This window comes from Natronosporangium hydrolyticum, assembly GCF_016925615.1.
GTDB classification, from domain to species: domain Bacteria; phylum Actinomycetota; class Actinomycetes; order Mycobacteriales; family Micromonosporaceae; genus Natronosporangium; species Natronosporangium hydrolyticum.
In genome coordinates this window covers 2,310,804-2,332,544 of sequence record NZ_CP070499.1, presented here as the reverse complement: position 1 = coordinate 2,332,544, position 21,741 = coordinate 2,310,804, and the positions used below count along the sequence as shown (strand labels likewise).

Genomic DNA, 21,741 nt, shown 5'->3' with positions numbered 1-21,741 from the left:
GCGCACGAGCCGGTTCGGCCCCCGCCAGCCGCCGCGCCGACCACGGCGCCGGCGCTAAAATCCTGAAAGGACAGTGGGTGGCGACGACAGCCCCCGGGTGGCGCGAGCTTGCGACCACGCTCGATGGCTCGCTGGTCCGCCCCGACGACACCGAGTTCAGCTCGCTCCGTCGGCCGTTCGTCGGCGGTCTGACCGAGGTGCTGCCGCAGGCGGTCGTCCGGTGCGCCGGGGCGCCGGACGTAGCGCGGGCGGTGACCTTCGCCCGGAAACACCGGCTGCCGGTCGCCATCCGCAGCGGTGGCCACAGCTTCGCCGACCACTGCGCCACCGACGGGCTGCTGATCGACCTCGGGCGGTTGGACACGGTCGCGCTGGCCGGCGAGACAGCCACGATCGGCCCCGGCGTACGGTTGGGCCCGCTCGCCCAGCGGCTGGCTGTGCAGGGCCGGATCGTGTCATGCGGCTGGAATCCACTGGTAGCGGTCGGCGGTGCGGTGCTGGGCGGCGGGTTCGGGGTGCTGAGCCGCCGCTTTGGGTTGGGCTGCGACCAGCTGCTCGCGGCGCAGGTGGTGCTGGCCGACGGCGACATCGTTTGGGTTGACGAACAACGGGAACCGGACCTCTTCTGGGCTCTGCGAGGCGCCGGCTGGGCCGGCTTCGGGGTGGTGACGGCGCTCGTGCTGCGAACCTTTCCGGTGCAGCGGATGTGCCGCTTCGTCCACCGTTGGCCGTGGGCGGATGCCGCGGCGCTGATCGACGCCTGGCAGCGGTGGGCACCACACGCGCCGGACCACCTCAACGCCGAGGTGGCGATCCAGAGCGCGGACCCGAGCGCCGACCCGAAGGTGACCCTCTTCGGGGCGACGCTCGGTCGCGCCGATGCCGCCCGCGCCGCACTGGCGGAGTTCCTCGCCTCGGCCGCCCCTGGTCACGAGCTAGACGAACTCACCGAACTGTCACCAGCCGCCGCCCCGCTCCGGCACTCCTACGCCGGTGCCGCGGTGCTGGAACATCCGCAGCCGGGCCCGCCGGCCGGGCTGCGCCCGCTGCTGCGGGCGGTGAAGTCGGAGTTCTTCGACACAGCGCTACCCGAGCCAGCGATCACCGCCCTGCTGGCGAACTTCGCCGCCGACCGGCGGCCGGCACAGTATCGGGAGCTAGAGTTCATCCCGTGGGGCGGCATGATCGGCAAGCCCGACCCGGGGGCGACCGCGTTCACCCACCGGAATCAGCTGTTCCAGATCGGACACCACGGCATGGTGCCGAACCCAGCCGGCGACGACGCCCGCGCCGCCGCCCGCGGCTGGGCAAAGCGTTCCTGGCGATCGGTCCACCCGTGGGCCGCCGGCGGTGTCTACCCGAACTACCCCGACGCCGACCTGCCCGACTGGGCACGGGCATACTACGGGGACAACCTGCCCCGCCTGACCGAAGTGAAGGCACGTTACGACCCGGACGATGTGTTCCACTTCGCCCAGTCGATTCCGGCTACCGCCGGAGCACCCCGACATCGTGCAGATGGTGGACCGGATCGTGGAGGAAGTAACGGCCCAGCGACTCCACCGTGAACTGGGCGCCGTCGCTGCGGCTCCCGGTCCGCCGCCACTGCTCGCCGGTCACCGCCTCGAACCCGTCGGCGAGCCGGGCCGCTGCGGCCACCAACTCGGCGGCGACTCGCGCCGGCTCCTGCTCGGCGTAGCGGCCGGCGACCGCGGCCGCGTCCTGGTCCCAGTCGGCGAAGACCGGCGCTTCCTCGGCGAGCAGCTGCGCCAGCCGATCGCTGAAGCGCCGGCAGACGTCCCGGACGTGACAGCCGTACTCCAGCGGCGACCAGACATCAGGGCGGGGCCGCTGCCGCACCGCTTCCGCGGTCGCCGCGCCACCCGTCATGACCACGCCGCTCAGCACCAGCCGCCACTGGTCGGCGCAGGCCCGGAGCCGGGCCGGGATCTGCTCGCGAGGAATCGACTGGGCGGCGAAGCCGCACTCGGGACAGGCCCGCTCCAGCACCCAGGTCCAGTTCTTACGGTCGGGAATGATCGTCACAGCTAGACGGTAGTGATTAGCCGGCTCCGGCGCCTACCACCCGAACGAGACTTGGCAGGATACTTGCGAAACTCGGCAGACCGCGCGAAGACCGACCGTTGCTGGCGCTGGCGACCGCTAGTCGAGCGCGGCGAAGACCGCCGTGTTGGCGGTTATCCGCCCGTCGTGCACGGCGAAGTGGTCAGCCACCCGTAGCCTGCCGATCTCACCAGCATCGACGTCGTAGAGCAGCATGGCCTCCGCCTCATCGCCGAGCGCTGCGATGACTGTCACCGCAGTAACCGTCTCAGCGAACTGCCGCAGTTCCTCGAGGACGGCTTCCCGACCCTGCAGTCTCGACTGTGGACCTTCGAAGGTCACGTCCGGTGCGAGGAAGCTCGCGGCGGTGGCGGCATCGCGCGCGGCCAACGCATCCAGGAAGGCGCGGGCCACCTCAACTGGCCGCTCAGGCGGGCCGGGCGGCGTACCGATTGGATCGCTCATGGCGTGCTCCCCCGTTCGCTGGCGGCGCCGAGCCGGCCAGGTGACACCACCCGCCCGGCCTGGATTACCGTCCGCCGGTCGGCGCCGGCCCACAGCACCGACGGATCGGCCAGCGGGTCACCATCAAGAATGACCAGGTCCGCCACCGCCCCGACCTGGACCCGGCCCAGGTCAGGGCGGCCCAGGACCTCGGCGTTGACCGCCGTCGCCGATTGCAGCACCGCCACCACTCCGTCCACCTCGACCTGCAGTCGCAAACCAGCAAGCTGCTCATCCTCCAGCGGCCCCATCAGGTCGGTGCCGAACCCGACCGGCACCCCCGCCGCCCGCGCCAGCGTGATGGCCTGCCGGCCGGCGTCGAGCACCTCGCGGTTCTTCTGCTGCGACACCGGCGCCAGCCCGAATTCGCGGCCCCGCCGATCCATGGCGTCGTAGGTCACCAGGGTGGGCACCAGGTAGGCGCCGTGCTCGGCCATACTCCGGGCGGCGTCAGCGTCTAGCAGGTTGCCGTGCTCGATGGTGCGGACCCCGTTGCGGACCGCCGCCACGATCGCCTCGGGTGAGTACGCGTGGGCCGCCACGTAGCTGCCCCGACGGCCGGCTTCGTCGGCGACGGCCCGGATCTCCTCCGGAGAGTACTGCGGGATCCGTAGTGGATCGGTGGGCGAGACCACCCCACCCGAGGCCATAATCTTGATGGCGTGGGCGCCGCGCCGGAACCGGTCGCGCACCGCCCGTCGCAGGTTGTCCACGCCGTCCACCACCTCGGCCAGCTGGCCACCGCAGGCGCACAGCTCCAGGTCACCGGGGCGCCCGTCGCCGTGACCGCCGGTCTGCGACAGGCCAGGCCCGGTGTAGAGGTAGCGCGGCGACGCGACCAACCCTTCGTCGATCGCCCTAGCAAGCCCTGGGTCACCACCAGCGACGTCCCGCACCGTGGTGAAACCACGCGACAGGGCCGCGCTCAGCCGGCGCGCGCCGGCCAACGCGACATAGCTGCGGGGCGTCGCCTCCAACCGGAAGAGGTCCAGGCCGACCCCGTACGCGTGGAAGTGCGCGTCGATCAGGCCCGGGATGACGGTGCCGCCCCGCGCGTCGATCACCTGGTCGGCGGGGTGCGGACGACCGCCGACCGCGGTGATCACACCGTCCGAGATGTGCACCGGACCGTCGGTCAGCTCGCCGGACACCCCGTCGAAGACCGCCACGTCGACGATCGTGAGGCCGCCGGCCCGAGGTTCGTCTGCCACTCGCTCACGATAGCCACCCTCGCCGCCCGCCACCTCCGCCACACCTCGCCCCGATCCCCGCTTGGCCGATCACCTCGCGCCGATCATGAGCTTGTTGACCGACACGCCGGGGTGGTTTCAAGCGGTCGGTGCAAGGAGTAGTTGATTCAAGGCCTCCGCGGGAGTATCCCATCCCAGGGTCTCCCGCGGACGGCCGTTCAGCGACACCGCGACCGTGTCCATCTCGGCCTGGCTGACGACAGAGAAGTTGGTTTTGCCTCTCGGGTAGTACTGACGCAGCAGCCTGTTGGTGTTTTCGTTGGTGCCCCGCTGCCAGGGCGAGTGCGGATCACACAGGAACACCGGGCAGCCTGTGGCCAGGGTGAAGGAGGCATGACCAGCCAGTTCGCTTCCCTGGTCCCAGGTCAGCGAACGCACTAGATGCTGCGGCAGGCGGGCCATCAATCCGCGCACTACCGTCAATACCTCCGGGCTGGAGCGGTCAACAGGCAATGCGCCGAGCATCACAAACCGGGTGGTGCGCTCCACTAGAGTCACCATCGCCGAGGCGTTGTTACGGCCCAGGACCAGGTCACCTTCCCAATGCCCGGGCACTGCCCGGTCGTTGGCCTCGGCCGGACGCGCCGAGATATGCACCTGCTCGGTCACCCACGGCTTACCACGGATCGCCCCCCGGGCGGCCTGCGCGGCGCGGGACTGCGAACGCCGCTGCTTACGGCCGGTACGTAGCGCGTCGTTGACCAGCTCCCGCAGACTTCCCCGCGCCTGCAGATAGATGGACTTGTAGATCGTCTCGTGGCTGACCTGCATCTGGGGCATACCTGTGAAGGTACGCCGCAAGGAGTGGGTGATCTGCTGAGGCGACCAACGTTGCCGCAGCCAGGTAGCGACTTGCTCACGCAACGGTTTGTGGTCCAGTCGGCGGGGTTTAGGCCGCGCACGCCGCTTCTCGGCGTGTCGCTGCGCCCACTGGGCGGTGTAGCCCCACCGGTACAGCCCGCCCCGCACCGGCCCGAGCGGGTTTTTCGTTCCATGCCGCGAGGAATGCGACCGTGCGATTTCCCGCCATACCGACGAGAATCCCACCCCGAGCGCTGCCGCGATCCGCTCGAAGGTCGATCCCTGCCGCCATAGGTTCTCGATCACCTGCCGGTGCCCCAACGTCAACACATGCGCCCGAGCCATGCACCCACTCCGTTCAACCGGTCCATGCCGTGGTCAACGAACCACTTGCACGGACCGGTTGAACCGAAGCGGGGCGTGTCGGTCAACAAGCTCATGATCGGCCGGGTGGGGGAAGGCTCATGATTGGCCGGGGCGGGGGCGGTTGGTGCGGGCGTCGGTGAGCACCTCCGCCCACCAGATCAGCTCGGCCACAGTGGCTGCCAGGCCGCGCGCGGCACCCTCGTCCGGGGTGTAGCCGCCGTCCTCGGACAGGTGCTCCCAGGGCTGACTCAGCCCCAGCACCCGGCGGGTCGTCACCACGCTGAGCTCGGCCAGCACCCCCCGGAGGTGCTCGATCGCCGAGTGACCACCATAGACACCGTAGCCCACGATGGTAGCCGGCTTCAGCTCCCATTCGCTGTAGTGCCAGTCGATCAGGCGCTTGAGCGAAGCCGGATAGCTGTGGTTGTACTCCGGGGTGACGAAGACGAACGCCTCAGCCGCCTCGATCCGCCCCGCCACTTCACTCTTGGGTCCGCCGCCCGGGTAGAGCAGCGAGTCATCGGGCAAGGTGACCTCGGCCAGGTCGATGAGGTCCACGGTGGCGTCGGGAGTCAGCGCGCCGACGACCCAGTCGGCGATCGAGGGGCACATCCGGTCCGCGCGCACGCTGGCGGAGATAACCGCGATCTGCGGGGTGGCGACGGTTGCCGGGCCGGCGAGATGTGAGGTCGAAGTAGTCATACCGAGCAGGTTCCTGGTTCAACTTATGTTGAAGTCAACTCGGCTGACTACGCGGGAAAGGTGACCTCCACCACTGCGCCAGTTGCGGCGTTAACCGTCCGCGATATCGCGAACGCCACGGGGTCGCTTCGCCCGCCGTACAGCTTCGGCGACAGGTACGGCGAGTTTCAGGCCGTACGCACCCGCCGGTAGTAGCGCCGGCCTACGAGTTTGTTCCGAAGCGGCGCTTGACTTCAACATTGGTTTAAGCCCGATGCTGGGCGGCATGACCACGCAACCGACCCGCACCGCTGACTTGATCACCAACCTCGCCGAGCACGCCACCGTGGTCGGGCTCGGCACCAGCACCCGGGAGGCGCACGAGCTGTTCCGGCAGGTCGAAGCGACCACCTTGCGCCTCGTCGAGCGAGGCTTCCGCACGATCGCGATCCTCGACAACCAACGCGTCGGCGAACTCTACGACCAGTACCTCGGCGGCGCCGATCTCGACCTCGACAGTGTGCTCGCCCAAGCCTGGGGGCCGTGGCAGGTCGTCGAGATGCGACAGACACTGACCGCACTGCGGGAACACAACCGGCGCCACCCGAACGACCCGGTGCGGCTCCTCGGGATCGAGGGCCCGCGAGCGTTGCCGGCCGACTACGACCGGGTGCTGGAGTTGCTCGACGGCATCGATCCACCGGCGGCAGCGGCGGCCCGCGGCCCACTCGAGGTGATCCGGAGGGCGCACAGCACCGGTGAGCACGTGCTGCGCGCCCTCGGCACCCATCCGGGTACGCCGTTCGTCGAGCTCGCCCGGGCCGGCCGGGAGGCTACAGCGGCGCTGCCCGACGGCGCCGAACGGGACGAGGCGGTGCGGCTGCTCGACCTGATCGTCGAATTCCACGCCGACGCTATCGGGGTCGGCTACGACCAGGACCGGGCCGAGCAGGCCGCGGCGACCAGGCTCCTTGCGCACCATCAGGCCAGCGGTGACCGGATCGTGCTATGGGAGGGCAGCGCCCACGTCGCGGCCCACGGCGGCCCGACCCTCGGCTCGTACCTTCGGCAGGCGCTCGGTGACCAGTATGTGGCGGTCCACCTCACCTTCGGTGCGGGACGGACGCCGCGGCACGAGATTCCGCCGGCTCGGGCTGGTTCGCTGGAGGGGACCCTCACCGCCGGCGGCGGAGAGCGAGTCGTCGACCTGCGCGCTGCCGCTGCGGCTGACCCGCCCGTGGCGCTCGACCGTCGGTGGCAGATCCGGCTAATCTCCGGCCGCTACGACCCAGCCCGGGACGACGACCACTACTACGAGTTCCCGTCGCTGGCCGACAGCTTCGACGCGATCGCTTTCACCCCCACCATCACCCCGGTCGAGCCCCTTGAGCTCTGAGACCGGTCTTGCCGCCATACCCGTGAGCGGCCGGCCGGACCTGAGCTATCGGGCAGTCACGTGATCGACGATGGCTCGGCCCACGGCCGCGGCGAGCAGGGGTGGGACCGCGTTGCCGATGAGCCGACCCAGCGGGGAGAACTACACAAGATCGCCCGGTGCAACGAACCGGTAGTCCCCTCAGCTGCGGCCGCCGCGGCTGCCGAGGTGCGGGCGGCTGCAGCTCTCCGCCCGTCGCAGCAACCCCCGCCCATGTTGGTTGGCTGGGGAGGGATCTTGCGTACAGGAATGTCGGACTTATCCGTACGCAAGATCCCTCCCCAGCCAACCAATCGGGGGGCTCGTGTCGAGCGCCCTGTAGCGTGAAAATGAGGTGGCGACCGCCGGGTCGAGGGTCGTTACGGGCGGGCGTTGGGTGCCGCGGCCCGTTCGGTGTCTCGTAGCCGCCGCGGACATCTTGCCGCGCAGTGGCGGCGCATCGCCGTCGTACTCCCGCAAGGTTGTGCGATTGTTGTCGTAGCTGCGACTGTCATGTCCCGGGACATGTGTCAAGTTAATGTCCCGGGACATGTGTCATGGTTAGCTGATCATTCGGTTCTGGTGAGTGCGGCGTATCTCTTGGCAGGGTCGATGTGGACATAGCCGATGGGTTGACCGTCGGTGCTGTAGACGGTGGCGTGGTCGCCGTTGCGGACGGCGGTGACGGTGCCTCCGGCGCGGGCGATGCCGACGCTGGTGGTGTGGCGGCCGATTCGGATGTTGCCGTTGGCGGCGACGGTGCAGCGGTGCAGGGTGGCGTCGGTCTGGATGGGTGGGCTGTCGGGCCCGCCCAGGCTGGCTGCGCTGGTCCAGGCCTGCTGGGGGGTGGCCCGGCCGGGAAGGGCGCTGTGGCGACGCTGGTGGTTGTAGTGGGTGCGGTAGCGATCCAGCAGTTGCTGGAGGTCGGTGATGGTGGCCGGTGCGGGCTGGGCGCGTAGCCACTTCTTGAGGCTCTGGTGGTGGCGCTCGACTTTGCCGCAGGTCTGTGGATGGTAGGGGCTGGAGTTGATCGGCCTGATGCGCCAGTTGAGCAGGGTGCGGACGAAGCCGGACAGGGAGCCTGGGCGGGTCAGGCGGCTGGTGAAGGCGGCGCCGTTGTCGGAGAGCACCACTGCGGGGGCGCCGTAGGCGTCCACGGCTTTGGTGATCGCGGCGACCGCGGCTTTGCTGGTCTCGGCTGGCGCGGCGTGGCAGGCCACCAGGGTGCGGGTGCAGTCGTCGAGGACATCGAATATCACCGCTGTGGCGCCGGTGGCCAACTTCGTCTCGGTGGCATCGATCTGGTAGCAGTCACGGGGCCGGGCGTAGCTGAAGCGCCGGTAGGAGCTACGCGGTCGTTTGGCCGGGTTGCGTACCAGCAGGTCGTGCCGGGAGAGCACCCGGTTGATGGTTGATCGGGACGGCACCTGCCAGGTGGGGCTGGTTCGGGCGTGGATGCTTATCAGCGCGTCGCGGATGAAGTCCGCTCCGTTGTCCACCCCAAGATCGGCTCGGAGCTTGACGATCCACGCGTCCAGGTCTTCGGGGGTGGTGGTGGGACTGTGATGCGGCCGCCGTGACCGCTCCTGCCAGACTCCCTCGGCCTGGATACGCGCGCGATGCCGGTAGACCGTACGGGCCGACACTCCATGCTCTCGTGCGAACTGGGCCGCGCTGACCCTCACGCCCGCGGCGAGTTGTGCATCCAACAGCTTCATGATGTGCTGCCGAGTAGCCATGCCCAGCAGCACATCCCGGCTGCCCGGCAGGAACAGGGTGACACATGTATCGGGACACAAACTGCGACAGATGTCATGGGACTGAAGAGTCGTAGCTGCGACAAGAACCGCACAAGATTCGGCCGGGAGGTCGCCCTTCAGCCGCATAACCCCGACCGGCGATGTAAGTGATTCGTGGCAGGGCTCGAGCTGATGGGCTACGACCAGGTAGAACTCACCCCTCGTACCCAGCCAGGAACCGCCTGACCGTACGTCGTGGCCGGGGCATTTCGAGTCAAGACGCGGCCTGTGCGGTGTGTGTGGGGGCAGGTGCGGTCGGACGGCCGGCAGGATGGGCTCCCGTGACGCCGTGGGGGTGGTCACGACCGGCAACTACAGGATGCAGTAACTTAACCGCGTGTCGGTACTTCGTCATATGTCCCCGCGATGCTGATCGGCGAGGACGACGAGCTGGGGCCGCCGTCGGCGGCCGGTGCGCCCGGGCGTCCCCGGGCGGTCGGTCGCGCCCGGGCGCACCGGCTGCTGGTGACGATGCTGGGGGACTACTGGCAGCCCGGGCACGCGCCGCTGCCCTCCGGTGGGCTGGTGACGCTGCTCGGCGAGTTCGGCACCGCCCCGGCCAATGCCCGCGCCACCTTGAGCCGGCTCACTCAGCGCGGCATCCTTTCCCGCAGTAAAGTGGGCCGGCGGACCAGCTATGAGCCCACCGTCCAGGCCTGGCACATCCTGCAGCGCGGCGCCGCGCGGATCTTCGCCACCACCGACGGTGGTGGCTGGGACGGCACCTGGACCCTGATCGCGTTCACCTTGCCGCTCGACGACGGCGAGCAGCGCCGGCTGCTGCGGGCGCGGCTGCGGTGGCTGACCTTCTGGCCGCTTTACGACGCCACCTGGGTGACCCCGCACGACCGGGTGGACGCGGTCCGCGAGCAGGTCAACGAGCTCGGCATCAACGATGCGTTGGTGCTCCGGACGAAGGATCTGGAGCTGCTGCCCGGGGGCAAGCTCCGGCTGGAGTCGGTCTGGGGCATCGATGAGCTCGCCGCCAGCTATCAGGCCTTCCTGCACCGGTATCAGCTGTTGGCCGACCGGGCCGCGGCCGGCGGCGTGCCCCCGGCCGAGGCGCTGGTGCAGCGCAGCGAGCTGGTCGACGACTGGCGGGCGCTGGTACGCGACGATCCGGATCTGCCTCGGGAGTTCCTGCCGTCGTCGTTTCCGCGGGTCGAGGCCAGGGCGCTCTTTCTGGCGACCTACCGGGCGCTGGCCGAGCCGGCCACCGCCCGGTTCTGGGAGCTGATCGAGGCCCCCGGCAACTAGCCGCCCGCCGAGCGGAGCCGTTGCTTCTGCAGTTTGCCGCTAGCAGTGCGGGGCAGCTCCGCCAGCAGCACCAGCGACTGCGGAATTTTGTAGCGGGCGAGCCGGCCGGTGAGGAACTGTGCCAGCTCCGGGTGGTCCAGCTGGTGGCCGTCGTTGAGCACGATGTACGCGCGGCCGACCTCGCCCCATTGGGTGTCTGGCACCCCGATGACCGCGCACTCGCGGACCGCCGGATGGTCGTAGATGGCGTTCTCTACCTCCGCCGGGTAGACGTTCTCGCCGCCGGAGATGAACATGTCTTTTTTCCGGTCGACGATGCGCAGGTGCCCCTCGTCGTCGCGGACCGCGACGTCGCCGGAGCGGAACCAGCCGTCCTGGTCGAGTACGGCGGCGGTGGCGGCCTCGTTGCGCCAGTAGCCGACCATCACGTTCGGGCCTCGCACCACGACCTCGCCCGGCTCGCCGGCGGGCGTGGTGGCACCGGCGTCGTCGATCAGGTCGACCTCGGTGAAGAAGCACGGGGTGCCGGCGGAGCCGACCTTGCGGAGGCTGTCGCCGGCCCGCAGGAACAGCACCCCGGGTGAGGCCTCGGTCATGCCGTAACCCTGCATGAAGGTCAGACCCCGGGCCTGGTACGTGCGGATCAGCTCTTCGGGGACCGGCGCTCCCCCGGCCTCCACCGCTCGGATCGAGGACAGGTCGGCGGTGTCCCAGCCGGGGGCGGCGGCCAGCGCCTGGAACATCGCCGGCACCCCGAACATCCAGGTGATCCGATGTTCGGCGATCAGGTGCAGGCTGCGTTGTGGGTCGAACGCCGCCTCCAGGACCGCGGCGCCGCCCTTGATGAAGGTCGGCAGGAAGGTCTGGTTGAGCGCGGCGGTGTGGAACAGCGGCGCGCTGACCAGCGTCACCTCGCGCTGCGACACATCCACGTCGATCAGCACATTGAAGACGTTCCAGGTCAGGTTGGCGTGGGTGAGGGTGGCGCCGCGCGGCTGGCCGGTGGTGCCGGAGGTATACATGATCATCGCGAGGTCGTCGGTCGCGACCGGGACCTCCGGCGTGCCGGACTGCCCCTGCTCGACCAGCTGCTCCAATGTATACCCTGCCGCCTCGGAGCCGGCCCCGGCGACCACCCGCAGCTCCACGGGCGCCGCCTCGAGCACCGCCTGGGCCGTCTGTTCGTGGCTCTCGGCCCAGATGAACGCCCGTACCTGCGCGTCGCGCAGCAGGTGTGCCAGCTCCGGCGCGGCGAGCCGGGTGTTGAGCGGCACGAAGACCGCCCCGGCGGCCATGGTGGCGAACATCGCCTCGACGAAGGCCGGCTGGTTGGGCCCGAGGTAGGCGACCCGGTCACCGGGCGCCACCTCCAACTCCGCCAGCCGCTGCCGCAGCCGGTCGACCCGCTGTGCCAGCTCCCCGAAACTGCGGGGCTCACCCTGGTAGATCAGGGCGGTGTCGCCGGGTGCGATCCGGGCACGCCGCCGCGGCCAGGATCCGACGCCCTGGTCAGCCATGGCCGGTCACTCCCGCCCGGACGTGTCGAGACCTAGCACCTTGACCGCGTTCTCCTTCAGGATCAACGGTCGCACCTCCTCCTTGATCTCCAGCTGCGCAAAGTCACGCAGCCAACGATCCGGTGTGATCGCCGGGTAGTCCGAGCCGAAGAGCACCTTGTGCCGCAGAATCGAGTTGGCCTGCCGGACCAGCTGCGGTGGGAAGTACTTCGGCGACCAGCCCGACAGGTCGATGTAGACGTTGGGCTTGTGGCCCGCCACCGCCAGCGCCTCATCTTGCCACGGCACCGACGGGTGGGCGCAGATGATAGTCAGCTCCGGGAAGTCCACCGCTACGTCGTCGAGCTCCATCGGGTTGGAGTACTTCAGCCGGATCCCGCCGCCGCCCGGCAGCCCGGCGCCGATGCCGGTCTGCCCGGAGTGGAACAGCGCCGGCACCCCCAGCTCCTGGATCGCCTCGTAGAGCGGGTACGCGAGCCGGTCGCTGGGCCAGAACGCCTGTAGCGACGGGTGGAACTTGAACCCGCGCACCCCGTACTCGGTGACCAGCGTCCGGGCCTGCCGAACCGCGTCGCGCCCGCGGTGTGGGTCGAGGCTCGCGAACGGGATCAGCACATCGGGGTGGCGGGCACAGCTCTGGGCCACCTCCTCGTTGCGGATCGGCGGGTGGCCGGTGGCGGCCTGCGCGTCGACGGTGAAGACCACCGCCGCCAGCTGCCGCTGCCGGTAGTAGCTCGCCATCTCGTCGATCGTCACCTGGCCATGGTCGGTGCCGAAGTAGGCCGCCTTGCCTGCCTCCAACTCGGCGGCGAGCGACGGGTGCCCGTCGGCGGAGATCTCCGCGTGGGTGTGCACATCGATGCCGACCAGGTCGTCGAGCGCGAGCCCGGTCGCCGGTCCAGATGCGGCGTCGGCCACCGTCACGGGTACCGCCGTTCCAGGAACCGGGCTACGCACGCCGGCTTGGCGCCCCCTTCGATCTCGAAGGTGACGGTGAGCGTGGTCTGGACCCCGCCGCCCTGCTCGTCAACGGCCTCGATGACCGCGGTGGCCCGGAGCCGGCTGCCGACCGGCACCGGTGCCGGGAACCGCACCCGGTCCAGACCGTAGTTGACGCCCATCGAGAAGCCGCGAACGTCGAGCAGCTGCGGCAGCACCGTCGGGATCAGCGAGAGCGTGAGGAACCCGTGCGCGACCGTCTGGCCGAACGGACCGGTCTTGGCCCGTTCCTGGTCGACGTGGATCCACTGATGGTCGCCGGTGGCGTCGGCGAACCGGTCCACCTGATCCTGGGCCACCGGCAGCCAATCGGTGTAGCCGAGCTGCTCACCGATGAGCGCCCGCAGACCGTCGGCTCCTTCTACCACCCTGGGCTCCGCCATTATTCTCCTCCGTTGATCATGGACCTGGGTACATGGTTCGGGCAGTTCTGGGTCCGCAACCCCATGGTCAACTCGAAGGGGCGGCGACCTGGGAGAGGACCCAGTCGCCCTGCTCCGACGCGCCCCCATCGAACTCGCGGCCACCGGTGAGGTCGGTGACCGTCGACCACTGCTCGGCGATCTCCTCCGGGGTCGGCGCCGCCAGCACCAGCCCGGGCGCCTGGGTCACCGCGACCCGCCCGAAGTAGCCACCGCCAGCGGTGAAGACACCGCCGGTGTGGGTGCAGGCCTCGGATGCCAGGTAGACCACGAGCGGCGAGACCAGATCCGGGTCGAGCGCCGCGAGCGCCTCCGCCGGCAGGATCGTCTCGGTCATCTTCGAGGCGGCGAGCGGGGCGATCACGTTCACCCCGATCCCGGCCTTGCGCCCTTCGATCGCCAGGGTACGCGTGAATCCGACCAGCCCCAGCTTCGCCGCCGAGTAGTTGGCCTGCCCGAAGTTGCCGAACAGCCCGGCCGGCGACGTGGTGTTGATGACCCGCCCGTACCCCTGCTCCTTGAGGTGCGGCCAGGCGGCCTTGGTGAGGTGGAACGCACCGAGCAGGTGCACCTCCAGCACGTCGCGGAACTCCTGCTCGGTGAGCTTGACGAAGGAACGGTCCCGCAGGATGCCGGCGTTGTTGACCACCACGTCGAGCCGGCCGAACGCGGCCAGCGCTTCGCTGACCAGGCCAGCGGCGCCGGCGGGATCGGCCACCGAGGCGTCGGCGGCGACCGCCTCACCTCCCAGCGTGGTGATCTCCTTGACCACCTCGCTCGCCGACGGACCGTCGCCGGCCAGATCGTTGACGAGCACCTTCGCCCCGTGTTTGGCGAGCGCGATGGCGTGGCTGCGGCCCAACCCGCCGCCGGCGCCGGTCACGATCGCGACCCGGCCGGTCAGGTCTACTTCTGACACCGTACCTCCCATAGTTCTACTGTGGTCCAGCCGGCTGGCGCCGGCCTGGTGGTCCAGCCGGCGGGCGCCGGCTCATCGCATGGCCCCGGGCAGCCAGGTGGCGAGCCAGGGGAAGGTGATGACGAGCAGGATCGCCACACAGAGCGTGGCCCAGAATGGAGCCACCCCGCGGAAGACCTTGCCTAATGGCACCCCGGTCAGCTTCGAGACCATGAAGGTGATCAGCCCGACCGGCGGAGTGAGCAGCCCGGTCAGCAGCATCATGATCGTCAGCACCCCGAACCAGACGCCGTCGTAACCGAGTCCGGTCACGATCGGGTACATGATCGGGGTCATGATCACCAGGATCGCGATCTCGTCCATCAATGCGCCGAGCGCGAAGTAGATGACGAAGATCAGCCCGATCACCAGCCAAGGGGTGATCCCCAGGTTGTCGATGGTCTGCCCTAGCGACATCGGGATCCGGGTGATGGTGAGGAAGAACCCGAACATCTGCCCGGCGATCATCAACAGGAAGATCTGCGCGCTGACCTGGATCGTGTCGCTGACCGCCGCACCGAACTTGCGCAGGTCCAGGCGCCGGGTGACCACGCCGTAGAGCAGCGCGAGGAACGCCCCGGCCGCCCCGGACTCGGTCGGGGTGAACACGCCGGCGTAGAGGCCGCCCATGCTCACCGCGAAGATGACCGGCACCGCCCACATCAGCTGGAACGCCTTCGGGATGCTCAGATCCGGCCGCTGCTCGGCCTGCGGAGCCAGGCTGGGCCTGCGACGCACCAGCAGGTACGCGGTCAGCATCAGCAGCGCCGCAGTCATGATCCCGGGGACGAACCCGGCGACCAACACCTGCCCGATCGGTTCGGCGGTCAAGACTCCATACAGCACCAGCAACGCGCTCGGTGGGATCAGCGCTCCGAGCGTGCCGCCGGCCGCCGCCGAGGCGGCGGAGAGCCCGTCGTCGTAGCGGTACCGCTGCATCTGCGGCACCGCTACCCGGGACATGGTCGAGGCGGCGGCCACGCTCGACCCGCTCACCGAGGCGAACATCGTCGACGATCCGATGGTGGCGATCGCCAGCCCGCCCCGCAGCCGCCACAGGAACCGGTCCAGCGAACGGTAGACGTCCCCACCGAGCCCGGCGTGGGAGAGCAACATCCCCATCAGGATGAAGAACGGGATCACCGAGAGGCTGTAGACCGACGCCCCCCGGAAAGCGTCCACCCCCATCCGGGACAGCGACGCGTCCTGGCTGACGATATAGCCGTATCCGACGACCGCCACCCCGATCATCGCGATCGCCACCGGCACCCGCAGGGCGATCAGCAGCAACAGGACCGCGAAGCCGATCAGCCCGACCAGTTCAGTCGCCATCTCGGTGCCCCCTCATCAGCGCCAACAGCGACACCGCCGTGTTGGCGAAGACCGCCAGCCAGAACGCGGCCGCCCCGAGCACCGCCAGCAGCGCCACTGGATACAGCGGCAGTCGCAGAATCCCGGTGGTGTAACCGCCGGTGTCGAGCTGTCCGGCGTAGACGAACAGCCGCCAGGTCAGCACGCTGATCACCAGCAAGCTCACCGCCCCGGCGAAGACCCGCAACAGCAACCGGCCGCGTACGCCGAGCCGTTGATAGAGCAGGTCTACCGCGATGTGCGAGTCCCGGCTCTCGGCGTACGAAAGCCCTAAGTAGACCAGAATCACCACGGCGAGCTCGGTCAGCTCCACGGTGCCGCGCATCGGCGCGTTGAAGAAGGTCCGGCCGACGATGTCGACTACCGTCCAGCCGAGCAGCCCGAGCATCGTCACGCCCGCGATGATGTGCAGCGGGGTGTGGAGCCAGCGCAACCAGTGGACCAGGGGGCCGCCGTACCGGCGCTGTAGCTCAGCTACAGTCGGCCCGGCCGGCGGCACCCCAGCTGGTTCCGAAGGTTCAGCCGGCGCCGTCACGCGCGCGGATCCGATCCACCATCTCGGTCCCCGGCACGCCAGCCTCCTCCTGCTCGGAGGCCCACTGGTCGTAGACCGGCGCGACCGCATCCTGCCAGCGTTCGAACTCGGCCTCGGAGAGCTCGACGCTCTCGACGCCGTGCTCGGGCCAGTAGTTGTCCGCCACGTCGGCGGCCATCGCGTCGTGCTCACCCGCGAGCCGCAGCGCCAGGTCCGGGCCGGTGTGCTCGGTGATCACCTCTTGCTGGGCCGGGGAGAGCCGGTCCCAGCTCTGCGGGTTGATCGCCAGCACGAACGCGCCGGTGTAGCAGTTGCAGACGGTCCGGTAGCCGGTGGTGTCGCCGAGGTCGAAGACCCGGGTGGCGCTGTTGGCGAGCTTGTAGCCGTCGATGACCCCCCGCTCCACCGCGTCGTAGATCTCGGGACCGGAGAGGTTGACCGCCGAGGCGCCCATCGCCTCCAACGCCTGGCCCTGCAACGGCGCCGGGCTGCGGATGGTCAAGCCAGCCAGGTCCTCCATCGTCTCGACCGGCTGGTCCCGGGTGAACAGGTCACCGGTGTCCATCGCCCACAGCGAGAGCACCTCCACGTCGTCGTACTCGGCCTGGAACTCCTCGAACTCCTCCCAGAGTTCCCAGCCGACCTCGGTGCCCTCGACCGCGTTCGAGAAGGCGAACGGCGCCTCGATCACCTGGGTGATCGGGAACCGGCCCGGGGTGTAGCCGGGCATTGTCCAGCCGATGTCCTGCGCGCCGGCCACCACGTTCTCGTATACCTGCGGCGCGGGTGCGAGCGCACCACCAGCGTGGATCTCGATCTCGACGGTGCCGTCGGTCGCCTCGCGGATCTCGTCGACCCAGGGTTCCCAGACGTTGACTTGAATCGGGTCGGTAGGGGGGAAGGGGTGTCCAAAGGTCAGGGTCACCTGACCGCCAAAGTCGCCATTGTCGTCGGCGCTGTCCGCGCCGTCGCTACAGCCGGTCGCCAGCAGTAGCACACCGGCCAGCGGGGCCACCGCTGCCCGGGTCAGCCACCGCTTCGTACTGAAAGCTGCCATCGCGCTCCTCCATTCGCGCGGACTTCGCCGCGCGTTCGGGCCCGTGGGATTTGGGATTGTGGGGTACCGAGTATTAGATGCAATGTTTCGCTCACGTGTCAAGGGTTTGTCATACGTTCTTCGGACCAGCGGGAACGACCCGCCGACGTACCGGGCCCAGCGCGACCCCACCGGCCGGCCCGGCCCGTCGTGCCGAGCCGGCCGTGGTGGCGCGGTAGCGAGGGCTCAGTCGAAGTCGTCAGCGGCCTGCCAGCCGGCGGTAACCCTCGCGACCAGCCCTTCGGCGGTGCTCTCGGCATCGTAGAGCTGGCGCAGCTCGCGACGCAGCTCGTACATCACCTCCGCCGGCAGATCCGCTTCGAGCGTAAGCTGCCGGCCCGGCGCCGCCTGGACGACCTCCAAGTGGCGGGCCTCGAACGGGGACAGGTCCGATGGGACCGCCTCGGCTCGGACGGATAACCCCAATGGCGGCAAGAGCCGACTGTAGAACCCATCGCTGAACATATAACGCAGCAGGTCGAAAGTGGCGTCCGGGGCGTTGGCGCCGACGACGACTCCGTCCCCGCCACCGTAGGTGTCGGCAGCCGTCCCCACCCCCCGCTCCACCGTCGGGAACGGAAACCAGCCCAGGTCGTCGCCGAGGTCGTCCCCGGCCGAGAAGAGCTCGTAACCTACGTGCGCACCCTGATACCCGAGCTCCATGGCGGCCTCGGCGGCACCGATCAGATCCGTGGTCATCAGCGCCTCGTCCTCCCCGAACTCGAAGCCCGGCTGGAACGGCTCTGACCGCAGAAACTCCTCGAAGAGTTCGGTGGCGCGAAGTATGTCCGGGTTGTCGGTCAGCGACCTCGTGGTGCCTGCTGCCGCCAGGGCGTCCGACCCGGCTACCCGCGTGATCAGGTATCCGTACCAATGGTGCATCGTCCACTCTGACACCGCGACCGGGGCGATGTCGGCGGCCTTCAGGGCCGAGACCGCCGCCGAGAAGTCACCCCAGGTCTGGGGTGGGCGTGCCGGGTCCAGGCCGGCGTCGGCAAAGAGCGCCTTGTTGTACCACACCCCGAACAGCTCGGTGTGGTACGGAAGGCCGTAGACTCGACCGTCGACTGTGTAAGGTGCTAGCGCGCTCGGGGAGAGGGTCGCGATCACGTCGGCGAGGTCGTCGGTGAGGTCCCGCACCAGCCCGGCCTCAACCTGCCGCCGCAGTCTGTTGCCGCCCGAGTTGCGGTACACGTCAGGGGGGTCGTCGGCCCGCAGCCGCTCACCCAACTCATACCGGTAGTCCGAGAAGTAGACCTCTTCGATCGCCACCTCGTCGCCGCTGGCGACCGTGAACCCCTCGGCCAGTTCCCGCCACGGTTCGTCCACGCCGCCGCTCGGCTCCTCGACGAACAGCCGGATCGGCGCAGCCGACCCCCGCTGCTCGTCGCCAGCATGACCACCGCCAGCGGGCTCGTCGCCAGGGCTATCGCCGGAGGCCGCTGACGGCGCGCCGACCGTCCGCTGCACGAGCATGGCACCCACCGTCACCGTGCTCCCACATAACAGGAGGGCACCGACGGTCACCCCGGCGACGAGCGCCGCGCCCCTGCCTCGGCGGCGCGGCGCTGGCGGGCCGGGCGGATATGGATAACCAGGTGGTGCGCCTGCTTGGCCACCAGGAGGTGGATACGGATAACCCGACGGAGGGGGATATGACGAGGGCGGTGAATGCATAGTTACGGGATGCTACCAACCGTCGACAACAAGCCACTTGGGCTACCCCGACTACGGCATAGAATCGGAGATCGCACGACAGATCGGGTGTTACCTGCCAGCTTGGGCGTCCCACCCTTCGAGAAAGAGGCACAGTGGATGCTGCCGGGCAGGGAGCGGTCCGCCTCGTTGTCGACTGCGCGGTCGCGGTGCCGCCGGTAGCCAGCGGGACCGCCACTGCGGCTGCCCCGGCCACCGCTATGATTCGCCAGGTAGCGGCCCTGCGTAGCCGTTGACTGTGTGTGATCATCGGAGGCCTGCCAGCGCGCCGGAGCAAGGAAGGAACGTCGATGCCCGACGACACCAATGGCGAGACGACTCTGCGCGTCGACGAAGCCTCCGAGCGCGGGGTGTTCCTGCGCGAGTTTCTCCGGACTCCGTTTCAGGTCGGCGCGGTGGCACCGAGCTCCCGACGGCTGGCTGCGGCGATGGTCGAGCCGGTGCCGCGCGCCGGTGGCCCGGTGGTGGTCGAGCTCGGCCCGGGCACCGGTGCGGTTACCCACCACATTGGAGCGCGACTGGCTGGCCGAGGCCGGCAACTCGCCGTAGAGCTGAACCCGGTCCTCGCGGCTCAGCTCGGCCGCCAACACCCCGACCTGGAGGTCATCCAGGCCGACGCACAACAGCTGCCGACGCTCCTCCAGGGCCGGGGCGTCGCTGAGGTCGACGTCGTCGTCTCGGGTCTGCCCTGGGCCGGGTTCGACTCGGTCACCCAGCAAGCGGTGCTCGGCGCGGTCTGCACCGTCATGGCCGCCGACGGCGTCTTCGTCACCTTCGGGTACGGCCTGTCGCGCTGGACCCGCCCGGCCAGACGGTTCCGCCAGCTGCTCCGGCGCGAGTTCGATGAGGTCGTGATCGGACAGATGGTGATGTGCAACCTCCCGCCCGCCTTCGTTTACTACGCCCGCCGGCCGGCCTGCAAGATCGGGACGCCTACGCTCTCGCCAGCGGCGCAGGCTCCGTTCAACTGATCGGCACGACCCGCCGCCCCAGCGGCCAGAAGGCCACCGGCACCAGCTTGAGGTTGGCGATCCCGAACGGGATGCCGATGATCGTGATGAACTGAAGCACCGCCGTGACGATGTGCGCGAGCGCGAGCCACCACCCGATCAGCACCACCCACAACACATTGGCCAGGCCCGACGGGACGCCCGCACCGGCGTCGGTGACCAGCGTCCGCCCGAACGGCCACAGCGAGTAGTTCGCCAGCCGGAACGCCGCCACCCCGAAGGGGATGGTCACCACCAGGAGGAAACAGATCAGCCCGGCGATCGCATACCCGATCGCGAAGATGATCCCGCTGCCGAAGACGAGCCACAACACGTTCAGGATGAGTCGGATCATGCTCCCATCCTCTCCAACCCCGCCGACCTTCCGGCACCGGAGGACCCCTACGCGCGCAGGACGGTAACGGCTCGCCCGGTGGGGGTGCGCTGGGTGGAGAACTCGGTCCGGTCGGCGATCGGGCCGGCGGTCGGCCGGCGGTCGAAGATCACCAATGTGCCGGTGGTCAGCTCCAGCCGCTGCAGGTAGTCGTCGAGCTGCTGCAACCCCGCCGGCAACGGATCCGGGCGGCCCGCCCGCCACACCTTCAGCTCCATCGCTTCCCGCTGCCAGCTCCGCTGCGCCCCGGCCTGGTACGGCCATCGGACCAGCAGATCGATGCGGCCCCTTCCCACCCCGTACTCGCGGTCGATGTACCCGCCACCGTTGATCACTCGGTGCAGGAAAGCCATGATCACCAGCTGTGGCGCCACCTCGTGGTAGGCACCGTCGCGGGTGAGCACCTCCCCGTGCTGGCGCCAGAAACCGACGAACTCCGTCAACAGCCGGGGAAAGTCGAGCCGCCCGTCTGCCTGGACGAAGCTTCTAGGCTCGGCGACGATGTTCGCCTCGGCGGCGGCGCCGAGCACCCGGACTATGACCTCGCGGTAGATCGGATTCGCCACCCGCGCCTCCCGGCCCGGCGCCAACAACCCCAGATCCCGCAGGTACGCGAGATCGTCGTCGTAGGCGTCCAGCTGCACCAGCTCACCGGCGATCAGCGGCTCGACGACCCGGCGCACTCTGGGCTCCTGCAACCGCGCCACCAGCGAGTCGAGGTGGGTCGCCCGGGCCAGGATCAGGCGCTCCTTGGCCAGGTCAACATGCTCGGCGGTGACCCGTTCCGGGGCCGCCACCAGGTTGTCCACCACCTCGGCCGCGAGGGCGTTGACCAACCACGGCTGCCCAGCGGTGTACTCGAAGGCCCGGGCCAGCGCCGCCTCGCTGAACTCCTGCCCGGTCTCGGTGGTGTGCTGCGAATACAGCTCCGCCACGTCCGAAGCGGTGAAGTCGCCGATCCGTAGCGAGGCCACCTTCACATTGAACGGGCTGGCGGTGCCCAACCGGCCCGGATCGCCGCCACTGGCCGCCTTGTAGTCACGTACGTCCCGCAGCCCGCACAAGACCACGCTCGCCGGAAACGGGGCCGGCCGCGACGTGTAACCATCCCGCAGCTGCCGCAGCACACTCCGCAGACTCTCCCCCCGGAGCGCGTCGATCTCGTCGAAGAACAGCACCAACGGCCGCGGCGACCGTTGCGCCCACGCCGACAGGGCGGTGAGCAGCTGCGAGCCGGCCGGCGCCGTCGGCCAGGGATCCGGCGGTAGCGCCGCGTCCGGCAGCCCAGCAACAAGCGCCGCCTGTCGCAACGCGAAGAGGATCTGTTCCTCCGCGGCACCGTAGTCGTCCCCGGCAACCTCCCCGGTCTCAAAGGAGACCCGCAGGGCCGCGTACCGCCCTTCGGTGGTGAGGCTGCGCGCCAGCGTCGCCAGCACGGTCGTCTTGCCGGTCTGCCGGGGCGCGTGCACCACGAAGAACTGCGACCGGTCGATCAACCGTCGCGCCGCCGGCAGGCGTGGCTCCGGTGGCAGCATGTAGTGCGACCCGGGCACGCACGGACCGGCGGTGTTGAAGAACCTCACATCCACTGACCTTACCGGCGCGAAA

At 69.4% G+C, this 21,741-nt stretch carries 20 protein-coding genes; 4 read left to right on the top strand and 16 right to left on the bottom strand.

The window, feature by feature from the left end:
• Nucleotides 1-77: 77 nt before the first annotated feature.
• Nucleotides 78-1,568, top strand: coding sequence for an FAD-binding oxidoreductase (locus JQS43_RS10360; protein WP_239678853.1), 1,491 nt, complete (start codon nt 78-80; stop codon nt 1,566-1,568).
• Here JQS43_RS10360 and JQS43_RS10355 read toward each other — a convergent pair.
• From JQS43_RS10355 to JQS43_RS10335, 5 genes are all read right to left on the bottom strand, one after another.
• Complete coding sequence (locus tag JQS43_RS10355; RefSeq protein WP_239678852.1) at nt 1,489-2,046, bottom strand: DinB family protein; 558 nt, start codon at nt 2,044-2,046, stop codon at nt 1,489-1,491. The genes JQS43_RS10360 and JQS43_RS10355 overlap by 80 nt on opposite strands.
• Nucleotides 2,047-2,163: 117 nt before the next feature.
• The gene (locus JQS43_RS10350; RefSeq protein WP_239678851.1) at nt 2,164-2,529 is read right to left on the bottom strand and encodes a nuclear transport factor 2 family protein; all 366 of its coding nucleotides are present in this window, start codon (nt 2,527-2,529) and stop codon (nt 2,164-2,166) included.
• Nucleotides 2,526-3,779 carry a metal-dependent hydrolase family protein gene (locus tag JQS43_RS10345; RefSeq protein ID WP_239678850.1) on the bottom strand — a complete coding sequence of 418 codons (1,254 nt, stop codon included), beginning with the start codon at nt 3,777-3,779 and terminating at the stop codon, nt 2,526-2,528. Before JQS43_RS10345 ends, JQS43_RS10350 begins: the two co-directional genes overlap by 4 nt.
• 117 nt (nt 3,780-3,896) lie before the next feature.
• Nucleotides 3,897-4,964: an IS30 family transposase gene (locus JQS43_RS10340; protein ID WP_239678849.1), complete on the bottom strand. Its 1,068-nt coding sequence runs from the start codon at nt 4,962-4,964 to the stop codon at nt 3,897-3,899.
• Nucleotides 4,965-5,081: 117 nt separating this feature from the next.
• Entirely contained in the window at nt 5,082-5,687 is a 606-nt protein-coding gene (locus JQS43_RS10335) for an NADPH-dependent FMN reductase (protein ID WP_239678848.1), read from the bottom strand.
• A gap of 265 nt (nt 5,688-5,952) precedes the next feature.
• Between JQS43_RS10335 and JQS43_RS10330 the strand changes: the two genes are divergently transcribed.
• Nucleotides 5,953-7,062: an erythromycin esterase family protein gene (locus tag JQS43_RS10330; RefSeq protein WP_239678847.1), complete on the top strand. Its 1,110-nt coding sequence runs from the start codon at nt 5,953-5,955 to the stop codon at nt 7,060-7,062.
• Nucleotides 7,063-7,649: 587 nt separating this feature from the next.
• Here JQS43_RS10330 and JQS43_RS10325 read toward each other — a convergent pair.
• Nucleotides 7,650-8,819 (bottom strand): DDE-type integrase/transposase/recombinase, encoded by a 1,170-nt coding sequence (locus JQS43_RS10325; RefSeq protein ID WP_239678289.1) that lies wholly within the window; start codon nt 8,817-8,819, stop codon nt 7,650-7,652.
• A 426-nt stretch (nt 8,820-9,245) separates the two neighbouring features.
• Between JQS43_RS10325 and JQS43_RS10320 the strand changes: the two genes are divergently transcribed.
• On the top strand, nt 9,246-10,136 hold the full coding sequence (locus tag JQS43_RS10320; RefSeq protein ID WP_239678846.1) for a PaaX family transcriptional regulator: 891 nt from the start codon (nt 9,246-9,248) through the stop codon (nt 10,134-10,136).
• Here JQS43_RS10320 and JQS43_RS10315 read toward each other — a convergent pair.
• The 8 genes from JQS43_RS10315 to JQS43_RS10280 form a co-directional block, all read right to left on the bottom strand.
• Nucleotides 10,133-11,653 (bottom strand): acyl-CoA synthetase, encoded by a 1,521-nt coding sequence (locus tag JQS43_RS10315; RefSeq protein ID WP_239678845.1) that lies wholly within the window; start codon nt 11,651-11,653, stop codon nt 10,133-10,135. The two genes, JQS43_RS10320 and JQS43_RS10315, sit on opposite strands and share 4 nt — an antisense overlap.
• A 6-nt stretch (nt 11,654-11,659) precedes the next feature.
• On the bottom strand, nt 11,660-12,577 hold the full coding sequence (locus JQS43_RS10310) for an amidohydrolase family protein (protein WP_420847674.1): 918 nt from the start codon (nt 12,575-12,577) through the stop codon (nt 11,660-11,662).
• Nucleotides 12,574-13,035 (bottom strand): MaoC family dehydratase, encoded by a 462-nt coding sequence (locus JQS43_RS10305; RefSeq protein WP_239678844.1) that lies wholly within the window; start codon nt 13,033-13,035, stop codon nt 12,574-12,576. The genes JQS43_RS10310 and JQS43_RS10305 overlap by 4 nt, the downstream gene beginning before the upstream one ends.
• 67 nt (nt 13,036-13,102) lie before the next feature.
• A complete protein-coding gene (locus JQS43_RS10300) occupies nt 13,103-13,993 on the bottom strand; it encodes an SDR family NAD(P)-dependent oxidoreductase (RefSeq protein WP_239678843.1) in 891 nt (296 codons plus the stop codon).
• Nucleotides 13,994-14,065: 72 nt separating this feature from the next.
• On the bottom strand, nt 14,066-15,364 hold the full coding sequence (locus JQS43_RS10295) for a TRAP transporter large permease (RefSeq protein ID WP_239678842.1): 1,299 nt from the start codon (nt 15,362-15,364) through the stop codon (nt 14,066-14,068).
• Nucleotides 15,354-15,791, bottom strand: coding sequence for a TRAP transporter small permease (locus JQS43_RS10290; protein ID WP_239679383.1), 438 nt, complete (start codon nt 15,789-15,791; stop codon nt 15,354-15,356). The genes JQS43_RS10295 and JQS43_RS10290 overlap by 11 nt, the downstream gene beginning before the upstream one ends.
• A gap of 130 nt (nt 15,792-15,921) precedes the next feature.
• Nucleotides 15,922-16,995, bottom strand: coding sequence for a TRAP transporter substrate-binding protein (locus JQS43_RS10285; protein ID WP_239678841.1), 1,074 nt, complete (start codon nt 16,993-16,995; stop codon nt 15,922-15,924).
• 225 nt (nt 16,996-17,220) lie between these two features.
• Nucleotides 17,221-18,510, bottom strand: coding sequence for an ABC transporter substrate-binding protein (locus JQS43_RS10280; protein ID WP_239678840.1), 1,290 nt, complete (start codon nt 18,508-18,510; stop codon nt 17,221-17,223).
• A 530-nt stretch (nt 18,511-19,040) separates the two neighbouring features.
• On the opposite strand from JQS43_RS10280, the gene JQS43_RS10275 reads away from it, so the two are divergent.
• A complete protein-coding gene (locus JQS43_RS10275) occupies nt 19,041-19,721 on the top strand; it encodes a class I SAM-dependent methyltransferase (protein WP_239678839.1) in 681 nt (226 codons plus the stop codon).
• Here the strand turns inward: JQS43_RS10275 and JQS43_RS10270 are convergent.
• Nucleotides 19,714-20,094 carry a YccF domain-containing protein gene (locus JQS43_RS10270; protein ID WP_239678838.1) on the bottom strand — a complete coding sequence of 127 codons (381 nt, stop codon included), beginning with the start codon at nt 20,092-20,094 and terminating at the stop codon, nt 19,714-19,716. The two genes, JQS43_RS10275 and JQS43_RS10270, sit on opposite strands and share 8 nt — an antisense overlap.
• Before the next feature lie 47 nt (nt 20,095-20,141).
• Nucleotides 20,142-21,716, bottom strand: coding sequence for an ATP-binding protein (locus JQS43_RS10265; protein ID WP_239678837.1), 1,575 nt, complete (start codon nt 21,714-21,716; stop codon nt 20,142-20,144).
• Nucleotides 21,717-21,741: the final 25 nt, after the last annotated feature.